The organism is Cognatishimia sp. WU-CL00825 (genome assembly GCF_040364665.1).
Classification (GTDB): Bacteria; Pseudomonadota; Alphaproteobacteria; order Rhodobacterales; family Rhodobacteraceae; genus Cognatishimia.
Genome location: NZ_BAABWX010000003.1, coordinates 91,917 through 108,976, shown reverse-complemented (window position 1 = coordinate 108,976; position 17,060 = coordinate 91,917). Strand labels below are relative to the sequence as shown.

The window sequence follows — 17,060 nt, the reverse complement described above, 5'->3', positions numbered from 1 at the left end:
ATTATTTGCGGCACAGCCTGTCATACAGGCGATAGTCGAGGAAACATTAATGACCAAAACATCCGCACCTTCAGTCAATCAAGACTCTCCCCAGGGGCTTGTTCTGGCGGTCATGGCTTACGTGTTGTGGGGGTTTTTACCACTCTATCTGAAAATGCTAGACCACGTTTCGCCAGCCGAAGTAGTGGCGCATCGGGTCATCTGGTCGATTCCTGTTGCGGCGGCTGTTCTGATTCTTATGCGCCGGACCGACACATTGCGTGTCGCCATTCAAAACCCACGCATGTTGGGAATGGCCTGTTTGACGGCGGTGCTGATCTCCTTGAATTGGGGCATCTACGTCTATTCAATATCTGTTGGCCGAGTCGCCGATGCTGCATTAGGGTATTACATCAATCCGTTGTTTTCGATGTTTCTGGGCGCAGTGCTTTTGGGAGAAAGACCAAATCGCCCGCAGGTAATCGCCATCGTTCTGGCGGCGATTGCTGTTTTGATTTTGTTTGTTTTGGCCGCGCGCCCCCCCTGGGTACCTCTTGGCTTGACTGTTTCTTGGGGCTTTTATGCCTATTTCAAAAAATCGCTTCCCATTGGTCCGAATCAAGGGTTCTTGCTAGAGGTTTTGATCCTATCGGTGCCCGCGGTTTTCTATATAGTCTATCTTTCGATTGTCGGCGGCGGCAACTTTGCTTCTGTGCCAACGGATACCTTACTGTTGTTGGGATGTGGTGTTGTGACGGCTGTACCGCTTTTGCTCTATGCAAATGGGGCAAAGAAAATACGGCTCTCGACCGCCGGTATTTTGCAATACATTGCGCCAAGTATGATTTTCATCTTTGCGGTCTTTGTGTTTGGTGAAGAGATCGACTTTGGGCGAAAAATTGCATTTCCGCTGATCTGGCTGGCCCTTATCATTTACTCAAGCGCGATGCTGCGAGACATGCGCAAGACCTAATCTTGTTTGCTTCGGTGCAACAGGCTATCAGCGCGCATGAGCCAAATAACCCCATATGATCCGCCTTTAGATCCGCTAGAAATTTTGCACGAAGACCGCGACATCGTAGTGGTCAACAAACCCGCTGGCCTGCTGTCTGTTCCTGGCCGCGGCGCGCATTTGGCCGATTGCCTTTTGACACGGCTGCAATCTGCATTTCCAGATGCATTGCTGGTGCACAGGCTGGATCGTGACACCTCGGGCATCATTGTTTTTGCGCTCACACCGCATGCGCAGCGTAATCTTTCCATGCAATTTGAGAAACGCAGTACAAAGAAAACCTATGTGGCGCGGCTGGAGGGTCTGTTAGCGCCTAAAACGGGTACAGTTGATCTGCCGTTGATTGTGGACTGGCCCAACCGTCCCTTGCAAAAGGTTTGCCAAGAGACGGGCAAACCTGCGCTCACAGATTGGCGTGTCCTACGTCAGGGTGACGGGGAAACACGTGTGCGCTTATCACCCAAAACTGGCCGCAGCCATCAATTGCGCGTGCATATGCTGGCTTTGGGTCACGTCATTCTTGGAGACCCGCTTTATGCAAAGGGACGCGCATTAGAGCATCCGCGCCTAATGCTGCATTCTGAAGAGTTGCGCATCAAGCATCCGGAAAACGGTAAAGGCTTGTCCTTTCGGTCAAAAGCAGACTTTTGACATAGCAATTCCGTGCTAGATCAGGCTTGACCTGACCTAAATTCGGTTCACTGTGGGCAGACTAGAATATCGTTAATCCAATTTTGGAGAATGCCCATGGGACTAAGAATTAATGACGTTGTGCCGGATTTCACGGCGGAAACCGACCAAGGAGAAATCTCGTTCCATGATTGGATCGGGGAGTCTTGGGCAATTTTATTCTCACACCCCAAGGATTTCACACCCGTCTGTACCACCGAGTTTTCGGCCGTCGCGCAGTTGGCCGATGAATGGGCGAAGCGTGGCACCAAGGTTATTGGCGTTTCCGTGGACGGTGTCCAAGAGCACAAGGGCTGGAAGAAAGATATCGAAGCCTATGGCAATGCTCCTGCAGGCTTTCCAATCATCGCAGATGGGGAACTGAAGGTTTCAAAGCTATTTGATATGTTGCCTGCCGAAGCATATTTGCCTGATGGCCGCACGCCCGCTGATAGCGCAACTGTGCGATCGGTCTTCATCATCGGCCCTGATAAGCAGCTCAAGCTATCAATGACCTATCCCATGACGGTGGGCCGCAATTTTGCTGAGATTTTACGCGCGCTAGATGGTCTGCAAATGTCCAGCAAAGGCGTGGCAACTCCTGCGAACTGGGTGCCAGGCGAAGACGTGATTATTCCGCCAACTGTCAGCAATGAGGACGCTAAGGCAAAGTTTGGCGAATTCGAAACAATCTTTCCCTACCTGCGCAAAACCAAAGCACCGAATTGAAATAAAAAAGCCCCGCACTATGCGGGGCTTTTCATTACATTAGAAAATCTGAAGTTTAGCTTTCAGTCTTTTCTTTTTTCTCAGCAACGATCTCTTCGCCAGTTTCCTGATCGACGATTTTCATCGACAGGCGTACTTTGCCACGATCGTCAAAGCCCAGCAGCTTAACTTTCACTTCTTGACCTTCTTTCAGAACGTCAGATGGGTGGTTCAAGCGGCGGTTTTCGATTTGGGACACGTGGACAAGGCCATCGCGTTTACCAAAGAAGTTCACGAATGCACCGAAGTCGACAATCTTAACAACTTTACCAGTATAAACCGCGCCTTCTTCTGGCTCTGCCACGATAGAGTGGATCATGTCATAGGCTTTCTTGATCGACTCGCCGTTTGGCGATGCAATCTTGATGACGCCTTCGTCGTTGATGTCGACCTTTGCGCCAGACACTTCGACGATTTCACGGATCACTTTACCGCCAGAACCGATAACCTCACGGATTTTGTCCGTTGGTATGTTCATCGTTTCGATGCGAGGTGCGTGCACAGAGAAGTCAGAGGTGCCAGACAGAGCTTTGTTCATCTCTTCCAAGATGTGTAAGCGACCGTCTTTCGCCTGTGCCAGTGCTTTTTCCATGATCTCAGGTGTAATACCTGCAACCTTGATATCCATTTGCAATGACGTGATGCCGTTTTCGGTACCAGCCACTTTAAAGTCCATGTCACCTAGGTGATCTTCGTCACCCAAGATGTCGGTTAGGATCGCATAGTCGCCATCGTCTTCCAGGATCAGACCCATCGCAACGCCCGCAACTGCGGATTTCAGCGGTACGCCTGCGTCCATCATGGACAAAGAGCCACCACAAACGGACGCCATCGAAGATGAACCGTTGGATTCAGTGATCTCAGAAACAACACGAACTGTGTAAGGGAAGTCGGTTGCCGCTGGCAGAACTGCCTGCAACGCGCGCCATGCCAGTTTACCGTGACCGATTTCGCGACGGCCTGGGCCACCCACACGACCAACTTCACCCACAGAGTATGGAGGGAAGTTATAGTGCAGCATAAAGTTGCTACGGAAGTTACCGTGCAATGCGTCGATGATTTGTTCGTCGTCGCCGGTACCCAGAGTGGTTACAACCAAGCCCTGTGTTTCGCCGCGTGTGAACAATGCAGACCCGTGTGTACGTGGCAAGAAGCCAGTTTCAGCAGAGATTGCCCGAACCGTGTCTGTCGCACGACCGTCGATACGTTTGCCAGTTTTGACAACGTCACCGCGCAGAATGCTTGCTTCAAGCTTTTTCAATGCAGAACCCAGGTTCGCATCGTCAAGTTGCTCTTCGCTCAATGCAGCTTTGATCACGTCACGTGCCGCGGAAACAGCTGCAGTGCGCTCTTGCTTGTCGGTCAAAGCAAAAGCCGCGCGCATTTGGGTTTCGCCTGCTGCTTTAACCGCTTCGTACAAATCAGCATAGTCAGGTGCTGCGAATTCAAACGGCTCTTTTGCAGTCTCTTCGGCCAGATCAATGATCAGGTCGATAACTGGCTGGATTGCCTCGTGCGCAAACTTAACCGCACCCAGCATTTCTGCTTCGGTCAGTTCGTAGGCCTCGGATTCAACCATCATGACGGCATCTTTGGTACCAGCCACAACCAGATCAAGACGTTGATCAGGGTTGTTGCGCAGGTCCTGCATGTCGTCAACTTGTGGGTTCAGAACGTATTCACCCGCTTCGAAACCAACACGTGCTGCTGCGATTGGACCCATGAATGGGGCACCGGAAATGGTCAGCGCAGCAGAAGCCGCGATCATCGCAACCATGTCTGGGTCATTGACTAGGTCGTGTGACAATACAGTACACATGACCAGAACTTCGTTTTTGAAGCCATCCACGAACAGCGGGCGGATCGGACGGTCGATCAGGCGGGCTGTCAGTGTTTCTTTTTCAGTTGGGCGCGCTTCGCGCTTAAAGAAACCGCCAGGTACTTTACCTGCGGCATAGTATTTCTCTTGGTAGTGCACAGTCAGAGGGAAGAAATCCTGACCAGGCTTTTGCGTCTTGGCAAACGTCACGTTGGCCATAACACGGGTTTCGCCCAAAGTGGCGATTACAGTGCCGTCTGCTTGGCGGGCCACTTTACCCGTTTCCAGTGTGAGGGTCTCTTCGCCCCACTGCATCGACTTCTTACATTCGTTGAACATCATCGTATCCTAATTGGAAGCACTCCCGGCCCTCCGGGTCTCCCGTTTACATGGCGGCCCCATTGCCGCCGACCCCTTCTATCTTTCTTTGAAGTGCCGGGGTCCCAGCACAACGTCTCAGATACCCCCGCGCATACAGGAAAACGGCCTAACTTGGAATAGCGATTTTGCAGGGGTAAACGATCAAAAAACGACCCTTTTGATGTCGCATTTGACGTTTCTGGGTGAAGTGACGTCGCATCAGAACCCTAGCTTGGAAATTCGATCCTCTACGCTTTGACCTTTGTCGCATTGGCTAAGTGCTTAATGCCGCGCCATCGGGAGGTAGAAATGACAGAAACGAACAAATCATTAGACCCTGATCCAAGGGTTCTGGATTTTGAGACAGAATTTGAGCTGGGAAGAGATAATGTTAGGCCGTTTGGGCTCGATATTCATAACCCAGTTTTCCTCATTTCAAGCATATTGATCTTTGCGTTTGTGCTGATCTCATTGGCCAATCAAGAGGCCTCCGCAAGTTTTTTTGGCTGGCTGCGCCCTTGGCTGACCAGCACCTTTGACTGGTTTTTGGTGCTTTCCGTTGATGCCATTACCCTATTTTGCCTGGCGCTGGTGGTGCTTCCTGTTGGAAAAGTTCGGATCGGCGGTAAAGACGCTAAACCCGACTACACCTATGCAGGTTGGATCGCGATGATGTTTGCCGCCGGAATTGGCATTGGCCTGTTGTTTTTTGGTGTTCTTGAGCCGGTTTATTACAATTTCGCTGAAGGCGGGAATGCCAACCCGTTGGGAATCGATAGCACGCAACCTGGAAATGAATACATCGGTGTTGTTGGGACAATCCATCATTGGGGGCTCGAAGGCTGGGCAGTTTATGCGGCCGTGGGTCTGAGCCTGGCGATTTTCTGCTATAACCTCGGATTGCCATTGACGCTGCGCTCTGCTTTTTACCCGCTTTTGGGAGAAAAAGTCTGGGGCTGGTGGGGTCACATGATCGATACCCTTGCCGTCTTTGCAACGCTATTTGGTCTGACGACGTCTTTGGGACTTGGTGCGCGGCAAGTGGCCGCTGGATTGAACGAAGTGTTTGGAATCGAACCGACCTCGACTGTGGTTGTGTTGCTGATCATTGGCATCACGCTTATTGCGCTTTGTTCAGTTTTGCTTGGCATGGATGCCGGTGTGAAACGGCTGTCTGAGATCAACATGATTATGGCCGTCGGCCTGTTCATTTTTGTGATTTTGGTCACCGGCGTTGGAAATGCTGTTTCGCGCTATTTCAATGTGATGGTTGACTACGTGTTGCTATTGCCCCAGCTTTCAAACCCATTTGGGCGAGAGGACACCAGTTATTTCCACGGTTGGACAACCTTCTATTGGGCGTGGTGGATTGCCTGGTCGCCGTTTGTTGGCATGTTTATTGCGCGCATTTCCAAGGGACGTACCGTGCGCGAATTCGTGATTTGTGCGTTGCTGGCCCCAACCGCGGTCTGTGCTTTGTGGATGTCAACATTTGGCGGTGCCGCAATCGACATGTTGAACGCCGGTGGCGCTGAAGGTGTCAAAGCAACTGTGATTGATAGCTACGCGCCAGAAGGAGCTCTTTTTGGTTTCCTGAAAGAGCTTCCGCTTTACAGCATTGTCGCGCCGGTATCCTTGGTGTTGATCATTATCTTCTTTGTGACCTCATCTGACAGTGGCAGTCTGGTGATTGATACGATCACAGCTGGCGGAAAAATGGATGCGCCGGTTGTTCAGCGGATCTTCTGGTGCACCTTGGAAGGCCTGGTTGCGATTGCTTTGCTGCTTGGCGGCGGATTAAGCGCGCTTCAAGGGGCAGCGGTTTCAACCGGAATACCGTTTACGCTTGTCGTATTGATGATGTGTTACTGCCTATGGCTTGCGCTGAAATCTGAACGCGCAAAAATGTAACGAACCGTGTTTTATGCTTATAAGGGGCGGCTTTTTCCGCCCTTTTCGTCCTTGCAACATGATCTGTTTGCAGTTGTTGAAAGCAAAAACGCCCACTCTAAAAGAACGGGCGTTTGGTACCAATAGGGTTTGGTAGGTCTTAGCGACGTAGGCCGAGGCGTTTGATCAGATCCTGATAACGCTGCTCTTCTTTGCCACGCAGATAGTCCAGCAGCTTACGGCGCTGAGCAACCATTTTCAAAAGGCCACGGCGACCGTGGTTGTCTTTTTTGTGCGTTTTGAAGTGCTCGGTCAGAGTTGCGATACGTGAGGAAAGGATGGCAACCTGAACTTCGGGTGAACCAGTGTCACCTTCTTTGGTTGCGAAGTCTTTCATGACGCGTGCTTTTTCTTCAACAGTAATCGACATCGGGTTCTCCTTGTCAAAAGGGTGACGGGCGCAAGCCGGGATGTCGTCCAGCAGGGTCCATAAAACACGGGCTGCGAATCCACAGTCCGATGCGCGCGTATAGGCAAAATTGTCCTGAAAGGGAAGGGGGTTCTAAGGAAGTGCGGTCTCTGCGGCCTCAATTGTAATATCCGCCGGTGTTAAACCGCCGCCGCCAGTCACCTTTAGGATGGTCACACCGTTCACCGCAATGATCCCGATCAAAGGGTTATTTGGGTCCTGCTCAACGGTCACTTCGGCATCGTCAATTTCGTTTTGTGGCAGCAATAACATGACGTTGTCGTCAGATGGATCGAAGTCTTGCCACACTGCCACTTGGCGTCCGTCCGCCCAGTTGCCGATGATCGTGGTGTCAGACCCGTTGCCCCCAATGATCAAATCGCCTTGCCCGGCTATGAGTGTGTCGTTGCCATCACCACCAGAAAGAGAATCGGCACCGTCGGCGTCTTGCCCATCAACCAAGACCCTACCATCCAGCAGGTCATTGCCGTCGAAGCCAGATAAGGTATCAGATCCGAGGCCACCGATTAAGTGATCTTGGCCATGCCGGCCGGCAAGCCAGTCGTTCCCGTGGCCGCCATCAATGGTGTCATCGCCGGTGCCGCCAATCATCGAATCTGTCCCGGCTCCACCTTGTAAGATGTCATCCCCGACAGCACCGAATATCAGGTCATCCCCTTGTCCACCAAAGATAAAATCGTCATCTCGGCCGCCATTCAAACTGTCATCCCCAGCACCGCCTTGCAACTCGTCATCACCCAGCCCGCCTATTAAACTATCGTCGCCGTTATGACCCAGAATTGTGTCATCCCCATCGTAGCCATTGATTTGGTCATCGCTCGATTGCCCCTGTAGCAAGTCATCGTCTGTTCCACCGCTGTTGATCTGGTCTGTCTCTTCTTCCTCGGTCTCAATGCCGACAAACGCTGCCCCCAGCGCAACAATTCCAAACAGACTTGCAAGCATCAACATGACAGACTCCGAGTGATATCATCTTGACTAAATCACTCTAAATCATTGTCTGTAAACGATAAATTGAATTGATGGTTAACAGATCATTGCGACAAATCAATTTGTTTGGCAATTTGCGATGCCCAGTCCCCGACGATTGGTAGGAATTCAAATTGGCTTACCCACCAGGCCAAAAGAGACACAAGAATTGTTGCCCCGATGACGGAACCCAAGCCAAAAGCCAAGCCGCGCAGGAACTGAAAGATCACCAACCGCCAATAAGAATTCTGAACCCGAATGAAACGATGGTCATTCAAACGCGCAACTTCGACGGTGAGATTTTCAAGTGCGTCTCTGTCTGCGATTGTCATAAGTCACCTGTTTTCAATGGGTTAATGGGCCATGGTTCTGGTTGTTGGGCATAGCGAATATACAGCGGATGTCGGGGATGCCCGTCCTTGGTAAGGCCCAGATGGTAGACTTCTTTGCCTGCTTCCAACAGTAAACTACAGGTTGCCTTACCTTGATCAAGATGTGCGCCATGTACGCCCCAAGCAGCAATAATTTTCTGCGCCCAACCGCAGGAGTCCCGTAAAACTTGTTTGTTTTCAGGTCCTTCCGGGGATTTATGTTGTCGCATCAATCGGGGTGAGGTCTCGCGTAGGGCAAAGATATTGACCGCGCGAAAGCCACCAAACCCAAGAATGCGGGCGCGACGTTCGCAACGTTCAATGGTTGGGTCGTTTTGAATTTCGGTGGCTTTTGAAGGGTTTAGCATGACAAAGGCCACACGTGGCTTCTTGTTGTCCCAAATCCGGGTCAAAGAATAGCGATAGGTTTCGCAATCTGAATACCAGGCTTCTGAGGCGGCATCCCCTTTTTGGAACTTACGCTTAATCATCTCTTAATCTTACAATTCGTACGTTTCAGCGTGTGAAACGTACGATTCGTCACCGGAATTGAACAGGTCAAAAGCTATTACCGGGCCAGATTTGCGTTTGGGGGCAGGGCGCGGTCAGCAATGTGAAGTCACCCGTGGATCGCTAGCGCGCGATTATGCGCTGGTGGGTACAAACACCCGACTTGGGTGAAGTTCGCCTGCTTTGAAAACACCAACCGCAACCGGTTCACCGTCAAAGCTCGCCCAGCATTCTTCGCCAAATTCGATGTCGTGTGCGATGACCATACCGGCATTTCCGTTGCGCAGTTTGACAAGGCTCTCAACCGTGCATTTGACCTCTGGCAAATCTGCAAGCCCTTGTGAGGTCGGGCGCAGAAATTGGTCAATTTCTGGCGCTTTGGCCAGTTCGTCGATCTGCGCCAATGTGATAGCCTCTTTGACGTCAAAGGGACCGGACCAGACCCGGCGCAATTCCCGGACGTGGCCAAGACAACCCAGAGATTCGCCAAGGTCGCGGGCAATAGAGCGCACATACCCGCCTTTGCCGCAGGTCAGTTCCAGCGTCACGTGATCTTGGTCTTCGCGATCTAACATAATCAGAGATTCGACCCACAAAGGGCGCGCAGCGATTTCAAAATCGGCATCTTCGCGCGCCAATTTATAGGCGCGTTCGCCGTCGATCTTAACGGCGGAGAATTTCGGAGGAATTTGCTGAATATCGCCAACAAACTGTCCAAGTGCCGCTTTAATTTCATCGTCACTGGGGCGTTGTTCAGATGTGGCGACAACTTCGCCTTCGGTGTCATCCGTATTGGTGGCCTGACCAAGACGCACGGTGAATTCGTATGATTTCAACGCGTCAGTGATATAGGGTACGGTTTTTGTCGCTTCGCCCAGCGCGACGGCAAGAACACCTGTGGCCTCTGGGTCAAGCGTACCGGCGTGCCCAGCTTTTTTGGCGTTAAAGGCCCAGCGCACTTTGTTGACCACAGCGGTCGAGGAAAGGCCCGCGGGTTTGTCCACGACCAACCAGCCAGAAATGTCACGTCCTTTGCGTTTGCGCCCCATGGTGCCCTCGGTCTTGCAATCTGTTTGAACTGCGCGGGTATATAAACATGGCCAACTCGTCAATTGCTAGAACGGTAAAAGTCCATGTCGTGGGTGCGTTGCATTGGTGGCAGGTAGGCGTGCTTTATTCAATCACACCGACAATTGGCCCCACCCAGAACCCCGGATCAGAGCGGTCTAGTTGTGGCGCGTGCAGGCGGCTGACTTTGCCATCAAAGAAAAGCGCCTGCGGTGTTTTTAGCGCGTCGCGAAAAAGCGTGCCGAATTCATGAAAAGTGACCGCATTTTCCGATTTGACGAAATAGGCGATCTGGCCGTTAGCACTTGTGCCCACGCCGTTGCGAATAAAGCGGGATGTGCTGTTGGCCAAAAACCGCGGGTGTAATTTGCCATCGATCACCAGCATTGGACCGGATTGCGACGCAAAGGTGCAATTGGGGGATTTGGATTTGAAGACCAACGTTTCAAAGACATCAGCGCGTGTGTCGCGGATGCAAAATACCCCGTTTGGCAGCAGACCAAAGTTGCCGGGGCTCGCCTTGGTGAACAGGCTTTGTTCCTGTTTTCCATTGGCAATATAATAGCCAACCGGGCGCCTGTCTGGGTGGTACATACCTGCGTTCATCGCAAATGGTAACGACTTGCCAGCGGGCAACGCGCGTTCTATGGCTGCGAAATGACCAAAGATTTGATTGTCTTCGTCCCGCAAAAAGAGCCGCAGGTCTTCGGTGGCGGGGCTGACAGTGCAGAGGGTGTATTGGTTGCCCAAGTATGACAGAGCACGGCAGTCTACGGCTGCCGCGAAATTCGGCCACAGCGCCAATGTGGCGAGAAGGCCGAGCAGCTTGCTCACGTCTCGGCGTCGCTGTCCGGGGTGTATGGCTTGTCGACATCACGGCGCACAGCGTCTTGGCTTAGGATGCGTCGGGTTTCATCCATCTGATCAAAAGTGCGGTCCAACTGAAAACGCAGGTCCGGTGAATGTTTCAGGCCCAGCTTTTTGTTGATGGTGCGGCGCAACTCGTATTTGTTTTTGGCGAGCAGTTTCAGCACGTCGTCTTTGCCTTTGCCACCCAGTGGCAGCACGTAGATCGTCGCGATGTGCAGGTCTGGGGACATGCGCACCTCGCCCACTGTCACGGACAGGCGGTTCAGGTCAGGGTCATGGATGTCGCCACGGGTCAGCACCTCGGACAATGTCCGGCGGATCAATTCGCCTACGCGCAATTGACGGGTCGAGGGGCCGCGGCCTTCGGAGAAACTGTTCTTTGCCATATTCGGTCACTTATGCGTTTTCTGCGCCTTTGCCAAGCGCGTCCATTTTAAGACCAATCCCTTTGCAAGGACCCGCCCAATAAGGTAAGGGCTGGGCCATACCGCAAAGGAGAGATTGATGGAAGACCTGCCGGGTATTGTGATCACTGGGGCCTCTGGTCGTATGGGCCAAATGCTGATCAAAACCGTTGTGGACAGCGACAAAGCCCGCCTTGTTGGCGCAGTGGAACGTGCGGGCCATGATTGGGTTGGCCAAGATATTGGCGTCGCCATGGGCGGGGCTGCTTTGGGCGTGACCGTTACGGATAGACCGCTAGAAGCCTTTGCCAAGGCACAGGCTGTGATTGATTTTACCTCTCCGGCAGCGACGCTTGGGTTTTCCAAACTGGCGGCGCAGGCGCGGGCGGTGCATGTCATCGGCACAACCGGCATGACCGACGACGAAATTGCCAAGCTAGAGCCGGCATCGCATCACGCGGTGATCGTGCGCGCGGGCAATATGAGTCTGGGGGTAAATCTGTTGACGCAGCTCACCAAGAAGGTGGCTGCGGCTCTGGATGAAGATTTTGATATCGAGGTGATCGAAGCGCATCATCATCACAAAGTGGATGCACCCAGTGGCACGGCTTTGATGTTGGGTGAAGCGGCAGCGCAAGGTCGCGGCGTGACCTTGGCGGATGTGCGTGACAGTGGGCGTGATGGCATCACCGGCGCACGTAAGCGTGGCGATATCGGATTCACGGCCATCCGAGGCGGGGACATCGTAGGCGAGCATGACGTGCTGTTTGCGGCGGCCGGAGAACGTATTGTGTTGCGCCACATGGCGACAGATCGCACGATCTTTGCGCGGGGCGCTTTAAAAGCCGCGCTTTGGGGCCAATCTCAAAAGCCCGGCGAATATGACATGATGGATGTGCTTGGTTTATAGGACATTTGGTCTTTGAATGCAGAAAGGCGCGTCATTGGATCTAGACGCGCCTTTGGTATATTCAAACGTACAGGGTTTTGTCTCAGCTGGCGGCTTTGGCCGCTTTCTCAAACCCGTTCATGCGTCTTGACCATTGCAAGGCGACGATCATGCTTTTGATGCGCGGCAGCATCAAAAGAGATGTGACAATAGCAATTGCGGAAATTGTCAGCGCCATGGTCAAAGGGGACGGACGCAGCGTTTCCCACATGAGTGTCAGGCACAGGCCCATAACATGACCAACCACCAAAATCGTGATGTAGGCTGGGCCATCATCTGCGCGGTGGTGGTGGAATTCTTCCTGACAGCTGGGGCAATTGTCATGCACCTTAAGGTAGCTGTGGAGGATCTTGCCTTCGCCGCAGTTCGGGCATCGGTTCCGAAACCCGTTTAATACCGCAGGCTTCCACGGGCGATCAGCAGTTGTTTGTGTCATGTTGCGCTCCAAATGATACTATGCGGACATATGCCTGTGACGGAATCTATTCAATTCAACGAGGCTGCGACCAAGCCGCACAGGGATTTGCTAGCACAAAGTGGCGAATTTTGCAGCATTACGTGTCAAGCTGATACTATTTTCCTGGTGTCTGGCCCAAGAAGCTGGTGCCAAAGTTTCCGATGGGCGTGAAAGCTAAGCGCTTGAACGCGAGAAATTTTTGCCACAACGGCAATTGGATCTAGCTAGAGGTTTTATCGCATATAGGAAGCGCCTATGGTGCGAGAGTGTTATTTTTGTTGGCCTGAGGCGTTTTGCGTGTTCTTATGTGGCCAATCAAGAAATTAAATAGCCATTTAATAAATTGGCTTAAACTGGGAGAAAATCATGAAAGCAACTTTGAAAATTGGCCTGTCGGCCATTGCATTGACCGCCGCGGGTGTTGCGCATGCTGCTGATATGGGCGCCGTAGACGAGCCGATCAAGCTGGCTTTGAACGAATGGACTGGCCAACATGTGACAACCCATGTGGCAGGCGAAATGCTGAAAGCAGCTGGCTATAAGGTTGAATTCGTGACTGCGGGCATGATGAACCAGTTCCAAGCGATTGCGGATGGCGATATTCACGCCACTTTGGAAATTTGGTCCTCTAACGTCTCTGACGAATATGCCAAGAAGATTGCCGAAGGCTCCGTTGTTGAGATTGGTGACCTGGGTCTGGATGCAAAAGAAGGCATCGCCTATCCGGCGCATGTGGCTGATCTGTGCCCTGGTTTGCCAGCCTGGGAAGCGTTGCAGGCCTGTGCCATCGCATTTGCCACAGCGGAAACCATTCCAAATGGTCGTCTGGTGGATTACCCAGCCGATTGGGGCACGCCGGGCGCTGATCGCATGACAGGCTTGGCTTTGCCGTTCAAAGCGGTTCCTGCTGGATCCGAAGGTGCGCTGATTGCTGAATTGCGCGCATCCACCGAAAAGAAATCACCACTGTTGATCACATTCTGGCAACCTCATTGGGCAATGTCGGCCTATGACGTGAAATTCGTGGAATTGCCAGCTGGCGAAGACGCGTGCTTTACGGATGCATCATGGGGACCAAACCCAAATGCCGTGAATGATTGTGACTTTGCACCGTCGCGCATCTTTAAAGCGGGCTGGAGCGGTTTGGCTGAGAAATGGCCAGCAGCGGCTGAAATCCTGACCAACTATACACTGTCAGTTGAGGCCCAACAGCCGATGATGGGTGCTGTGGATGTAGACGGTCAAAAGGTCGAAGCGGTTGTAGCCGAGTGGATGGCAGCAAACGAAGAGAGCTGGATGTCTGTTGTCAAAATGGCAACCAAATAAGCTGACTTGATGTCTGAAAACAAAAGCATCGCACCGGCGATTGCCGTCGAAGGCCTGTGGCAGGTCTTCGGCGAAGGGGCGCGTGACAGTCTGCAAAAAACTGGCACGCAGGACATGCGGGACACCGCAAAGAAGCTACAGGATCAGGGGCTGATACCCGCCGTCCGAGATGCGAACTTTGAAGTTCAATCGGGCGAGCTGTTTGTCATTATGGGGCTGTCTGGCTCTGGCAAATCTACCTTGATTCGCTGTATTTCGCGTCTGATTGAACCAACAGCCGGTGCGGTGCGCATTGACGGTGAGGATATCCTGACCGCCAGCGAAAGCCGTTTGATCGAATTGCGACGCAATAAGCTGGGCATGGTGTTCCAGCATTTTGGCCTGTTCCCGCATATGACCGTGACAGATAACGTGGCCTTTCCGCTAAAAATGCAGGGGGCTGGCCGCGCTGAACGTCAAGCGCGCGCGCTAGAGGTGATCAAGCTGGTGGGGCTAGATGGGCGCGAGAATTCCTATCCGCGAGAATTGTCTGGTGGCCAACGCCAGCGTGTGGGCATTGCGCGCTCTTTGGCGGTGAACCCCGATATCTGGTTTCTGGATGAGCCGTTTTCCGCGCTTGATCCTTTGATCCGTCGCCAGTTGCAGGATGAATTCCTGAACATTCAAGCGACCTTGAAAAAATCGATTGTCTTTATCACCCATGATATTGCCGAAGCTTTAAAGCTGGCGGATCGCATTGCGATTATGCGGGATGGCGAAGTGGTGCAAATCGGCACGCCGACGCAGATTGTTTTGAACCCCGTGGATGACTACGTGCGTGAATTTGCCCGCGATATCCCCAAAGGCCGCCATATGACACTGGGCGAAGTGATGGAACCGGTGGGCGACGCAACGCTGGCGGGTGACTGGCCGGAATTGCGCACGGGCATGTCGCTTGAGGCGGCTTTGACCCAATGTGCGGCGCAATTTGAAGCTGTGCCGGTCAAAGATGGCGACGGCAAGGTTGTGGGCCAAGTGCGCCCCGAGAACTTTGTCAAAGCCTTGGGCGGCGAAACAGCATGAGTATGACACGAGGGGCCTGGGCAGCCTTAGTGACCCTGATTGTCGGGGTCTTCTGCCTTTCGTTTGAGAGCCAATTGGCTTGGCTGATCAAATGGCCAGCGGCATGGGTATTTCCGGTGCATGACTGGATCAGCTCGGGTCTTGGGTTGGTGCTTGGCTGGTTCAAGCCGCTGGCACGCGGGTTGTCGTGGTTGTTGAGCATTCCGATGGATGGAGTTGGCTGGATATTGGGTGAAACACCCTGGCCAATCATCATTGCTGCGGTCACCGCCTTGGGCTGGCGACTAGGCGGTTGGAAAATGGCTGCGCTTGGCGCTGTGGGTTTTGGGTTTGTCCTGGTGTCTGGCTATTGGGCGCAAAGCATGCGCACTTTGGCTTTGGTCTTTGTTTCGGTGCCCTTGGCGCTGTTGATGGGCATGGCCATCGGTATTCTGGCCTATGAAAACCCAAGGCTGAAATCAGCGGTCAACGTGGTTTTAGATGTGATGCAAACGGTGCCAACCTTTGCCTATCTCACCCCCTTGCTGTTTCTGTTTGGCTTTGGCCCGGTGGTGGGTCTGGTGGCGTCCGCAATCTATGCGGCCCCGCCGATGGCGCGCAATACGCTGCTTGGCCTGGAACGGGTCGAACATGACATTCGCGAAGCCGCAATCATGTCTGGTGGCACGCGTCGGCAACAATTGTTTTTGGTAGAGATCCCTGCCGCGGCAACCCAAATCATGGTGGGAGTGAACCAAAGCCTGATGGCGGCTCTGTCGATGGTGATCATCGCAGCGGTGATTGGCGGATTTGATGACATCGGCTGGGAAGTTTTGCTCACCATGCGAAAAGCCTGGTTTGGTCAGGCGTTTTTGGCTGGCTCTGTGATTGTGGTCTTTGCAATTGTGATCGACCGCATGTCTGGCGCATTGGCGACCCAGCGCAAACAATACGACGCCAAAGTCGCTTATGGCCTGATGGCTTTGGGTGTTGTTGCAGCCTTTGTGCTGCGCGTCGATCCAGCAGATATCCACTGGATGGATGGAATTGCCGCCAGCGTTGACGCATCGGTTGGCAGCTTTACATCATCCAATGGGGCCGCCTTAGATAGCATAAAAAACAATGCGATGTTCTATGGGTTGTTGCCATTGCGCATCGGGCTTGATCAAGCTGTGTTGCCCTTTACCTGGGGTTTTATGTGGCAACCGGCCTATTCGCTCTATGTCTTTGCTGGCGCTGGCATTTTGGCAGGATTGATCGCCTTGCGCGGCAATCTGGCCGCTGGGGTGATGGTGGCAATCGCGGCGATTATACTTGAAACGGGCGTTGCAGATTTACCCTGGGCTTTTGTGCTGGTGGGGCTTGCTGCCCTAGGCTGGACCTCTGGCGGGCTGAAACTGGCGCGGCTAGTGGTAATCTTGCTGTTGGCCATCATGCTGGCGGGACTGTGGGAGCGTGCCTTATTGTCGCTTTACCTGTCAGGCGCATCGGTCTTTGCCTGCGCAGTCATCGGCGGGCTTTTGGGGCTTTGGGCCTCGGTCAGCCGCATGGCTTGGGCCATTCTGCGACCCATGTGTGACCTGCTGCAAACCATACCGCTGTTTGTGTTTCTGATCCCGGTGCTGATGTTTTTCCAAATCGGCGAATTCTCTGCATTCCTAGCGATTTGCATGTATGCGATTGTGCCCATGATCCGTTACACACGCCATGGTTTGGTTACTACGCCACCAGATATGGTCGAGGCCGCAACCGCGTCTGGGGCGACAACCTGGCAAATGCTGCGCGAAGTGCGTGCGCCCTACGCGGCGCCTTCCATCCTATTGGGGCTAAACCAAACGATCTTATATGCCTTTTCGATGCTGGTGATCGCCGCGCTGATTGGCACAACCGGATTGGGTCAGTCGATCTATTTGGCACTTGGTCAAGCAGATATCGGACTGGGCATTTCCGCCGGGGCAGCCATGGCCATGCTTGCATTGATCGCTGATCGTCTGGTGCAGGGCTTTGCTGAAAAACGACGGGCCGCTTTGGGGCTTTAAAACATCTAAGATTTGTTCTTGATCTAAATACCCAAATTGGGGGGCGTTAGCCCCCCTCTTTTTTGAGGC

17 protein-coding genes are annotated in these 17,060 nt (G+C 52.9%); 8 read left to right on the top strand and 9 right to left on the bottom strand.

The genetic code is table 11. The annotated features are described in order from the left end of the window. Positions 1 to 49 precede the first annotated feature (49 nt). From rarD to ABXG94_RS12675, 3 genes are all read left to right on the top strand, one after another. Complete coding sequence (gene rarD / locus ABXG94_RS12685; RefSeq protein ID WP_353534687.1) at positions 50 to 952, top strand: EamA family transporter RarD; 903 nt, start codon at positions 50 to 52, stop codon at positions 950 to 952. A 36-nt stretch (positions 953 to 988) separates the two neighbouring features. Continuing rightward, positions 989 to 1,642: an RluA family pseudouridine synthase gene (locus ABXG94_RS12680; RefSeq protein ID WP_353534685.1), complete on the top strand. Its 654-nt coding sequence runs from the start codon at positions 989 to 991 to the stop codon at positions 1,640 to 1,642. Between the two features lie 96 nt (positions 1,643 to 1,738). Continuing rightward, positions 1,739 to 2,389, top strand: a complete 651-nt coding sequence (locus ABXG94_RS12675; RefSeq protein WP_353534684.1) for a peroxiredoxin — start codon at positions 1,739 to 1,741, stop codon at positions 2,387 to 2,389. 55 nt (positions 2,390 to 2,444) lie between these two features. Here ABXG94_RS12675 and pnp read toward each other — a convergent pair whose 3' ends face one another. Beyond that, positions 2,445 to 4,586 carry a polyribonucleotide nucleotidyltransferase gene (gene pnp / locus ABXG94_RS12670; RefSeq protein WP_353534682.1) on the bottom strand — a complete coding sequence of 714 codons (2,142 nt, stop codon included), beginning with the start codon at positions 4,584 to 4,586 and terminating at the stop codon, positions 2,445 to 2,447. Between the two features lie 330 nt (positions 4,587 to 4,916). Between pnp and ABXG94_RS12665 the strand changes: the two genes are divergently transcribed. Further along, complete coding sequence (locus ABXG94_RS12665) at positions 4,917 to 6,518, top strand: BCCT family transporter (protein ID WP_353534680.1); 1,602 nt, start codon at positions 4,917 to 4,919, stop codon at positions 6,516 to 6,518. Between the two features lie 139 nt (positions 6,519 to 6,657). Here the strand turns inward: ABXG94_RS12665 and rpsO are convergent, their stop codons facing one another. From rpsO to rbfA, 7 genes are all read right to left on the bottom strand, one after another. Beyond that, entirely contained in the window at positions 6,658 to 6,927 is a 270-nt protein-coding gene (gene rpsO, locus ABXG94_RS12660) for a 30S ribosomal protein S15 (RefSeq protein WP_353534679.1), read from the bottom strand. A gap of 132 nt (positions 6,928 to 7,059) precedes the next feature. Further along, positions 7,060 to 7,938 (bottom strand): calcium-binding protein, encoded by an 879-nt coding sequence (locus ABXG94_RS12655; protein WP_353534678.1) that lies wholly within the window; start codon positions 7,936 to 7,938, stop codon positions 7,060 to 7,062. Between the two features lie 83 nt (positions 7,939 to 8,021). Next, positions 8,022 to 8,288, bottom strand: coding sequence for a DUF5665 domain-containing protein (locus tag ABXG94_RS12650; RefSeq protein ID WP_353534677.1), 267 nt, complete (start codon positions 8,286 to 8,288; stop codon positions 8,022 to 8,024). Then, on the bottom strand, positions 8,285 to 8,818 hold the full coding sequence (locus ABXG94_RS12645; protein WP_353534676.1) for a DUF1643 domain-containing protein: 534 nt from the start codon (positions 8,816 to 8,818) through the stop codon (positions 8,285 to 8,287). The genes ABXG94_RS12650 and ABXG94_RS12645 overlap by 4 nt, the downstream gene beginning before the upstream one ends. 153 nt (positions 8,819 to 8,971) lie before the next feature. Then, entirely contained in the window at positions 8,972 to 9,886 is a 915-nt protein-coding gene (gene truB, locus ABXG94_RS12640; protein WP_353534675.1) for a tRNA pseudouridine(55) synthase TruB, read from the bottom strand. A 124-nt stretch (positions 9,887 to 10,010) separates the two neighbouring features. After that, a complete protein-coding gene (locus ABXG94_RS12635; RefSeq protein ID WP_353534673.1) occupies positions 10,011 to 10,739 on the bottom strand; it encodes a phosphodiester glycosidase family protein in 729 nt (242 codons plus the stop codon). Beyond that, positions 10,736 to 11,161: a 30S ribosome-binding factor RbfA gene (rbfA, locus tag ABXG94_RS12630; RefSeq protein ID WP_353534672.1), complete on the bottom strand. Its 426-nt coding sequence runs from the start codon at positions 11,159 to 11,161 to the stop codon at positions 10,736 to 10,738. Before rbfA ends, ABXG94_RS12635 begins: the two co-directional genes overlap by 4 nt. A gap of 118 nt (positions 11,162 to 11,279) precedes the next feature. Between rbfA and dapB the strand changes: the two genes are divergently transcribed. Next, positions 11,280 to 12,089: a 4-hydroxy-tetrahydrodipicolinate reductase gene (dapB, locus tag ABXG94_RS12625; protein WP_353534671.1), complete on the top strand. Its 810-nt coding sequence runs from the start codon at positions 11,280 to 11,282 to the stop codon at positions 12,087 to 12,089. Between the two features lie 82 nt (positions 12,090 to 12,171). On the opposite strand, the gene ABXG94_RS12620 is transcribed toward dapB, so the two are convergent. Then, complete coding sequence (locus tag ABXG94_RS12620) at positions 12,172 to 12,564, bottom strand: DUF983 domain-containing protein (protein WP_353534669.1); 393 nt, start codon at positions 12,562 to 12,564, stop codon at positions 12,172 to 12,174. Positions 12,565 to 12,951: 387 nt separating this feature from the next. Between ABXG94_RS12620 and ABXG94_RS12615 the strand changes: the two genes are divergently transcribed. Genes ABXG94_RS12615 through ABXG94_RS12605 form a run of 3 tightly spaced genes read left to right on the top strand, consistent with a single transcriptional unit; the run spans position 12,952 to position 16,991 of the window. Continuing rightward, positions 12,952 to 13,911, top strand: a complete 960-nt coding sequence (locus tag ABXG94_RS12615; protein ID WP_353534667.1) for an ABC transporter substrate-binding protein — start codon at positions 12,952 to 12,954, stop codon at positions 13,909 to 13,911. 9 nt (positions 13,912 to 13,920) lie between these two features. Further along, positions 13,921 to 14,973, top strand: a complete 1,053-nt coding sequence (locus tag ABXG94_RS12610) for a quaternary amine ABC transporter ATP-binding protein (protein WP_353534666.1) — start codon at positions 13,921 to 13,923, stop codon at positions 14,971 to 14,973. After that, positions 14,970 to 16,991 carry an ABC transporter permease gene (locus ABXG94_RS12605; protein ID WP_353534665.1) on the top strand — a complete coding sequence of 674 codons (2,022 nt, stop codon included), beginning with the start codon at positions 14,970 to 14,972 and terminating at the stop codon, positions 16,989 to 16,991. Before ABXG94_RS12610 ends, ABXG94_RS12605 begins: the two co-directional genes overlap by 4 nt. The last annotated feature ends 69 nt before the right edge of the window (positions 16,992 to 17,060 follow it).

Coding starts and splice junctions, on each gene's coding strand:
- rarD (WP_353534687.1), top strand. CDS start 50: ATGACCAAAACATCCGCACCTTCAGTCAATCAAGACTCTCCCCAGGGG.
- ABXG94_RS12680 (WP_353534685.1), top strand. CDS start 989: ATGAGCCAAATAACCCCATATGATCCGCCTTTAGATCCGCTAGAAATT.
- ABXG94_RS12675 (WP_353534684.1), top strand. CDS start 1,739: ATGGGACTAAGAATTAATGACGTTGTGCCGGATTTCACGGCGGAAACC.
- pnp (WP_353534682.1), bottom strand. CDS start 4,586: ATGTTCAACGAATGTAAGAAGTCGATGCAGTGGGGCGAAGAGACCCTC.
- ABXG94_RS12665 (WP_353534680.1), top strand. CDS start 4,917: ATGACAGAAACGAACAAATCATTAGACCCTGATCCAAGGGTTCTGGAT.
- rpsO (WP_353534679.1), bottom strand. CDS start 6,927: ATGTCGATTACTGTTGAAGAAAAAGCACGCGTCATGAAAGACTTCGCA.
- ABXG94_RS12655 (WP_353534678.1), bottom strand. CDS start 7,938: ATGTTGATGCTTGCAAGTCTGTTTGGAATTGTTGCGCTGGGGGCAGCG.
- ABXG94_RS12650 (WP_353534677.1), bottom strand. CDS start 8,288: ATGACAATCGCAGACAGAGACGCACTTGAAAATCTCACCGTCGAAGTT.
- ABXG94_RS12645 (WP_353534676.1), bottom strand. CDS start 8,818: ATGATTAAGCGTAAGTTCCAAAAAGGGGATGCCGCCTCAGAAGCCTGG.
- truB (WP_353534675.1), bottom strand. CDS start 9,886: ATGGGGCGCAAACGCAAAGGACGTGACATTTCTGGCTGGTTGGTCGTG.
- rbfA (WP_353534672.1), bottom strand. CDS start 11,161: ATGGCAAAGAACAGTTTCTCCGAAGGCCGCGGCCCCTCGACCCGTCAA.
- dapB (WP_353534671.1), top strand. CDS start 11,280: ATGGAAGACCTGCCGGGTATTGTGATCACTGGGGCCTCTGGTCGTATG.
- ABXG94_RS12620 (WP_353534669.1), bottom strand. CDS start 12,564: ATGACACAAACAACTGCTGATCGCCCGTGGAAGCCTGCGGTATTAAAC.
- ABXG94_RS12615 (WP_353534667.1), top strand. CDS start 12,952: ATGAAAGCAACTTTGAAAATTGGCCTGTCGGCCATTGCATTGACCGCC.
- ABXG94_RS12610 (WP_353534666.1), top strand. CDS start 13,921: ATGTCTGAAAACAAAAGCATCGCACCGGCGATTGCCGTCGAAGGCCTG.
- ABXG94_RS12605 (WP_353534665.1), top strand. CDS start 14,970: ATGAGTATGACACGAGGGGCCTGGGCAGCCTTAGTGACCCTGATTGTC.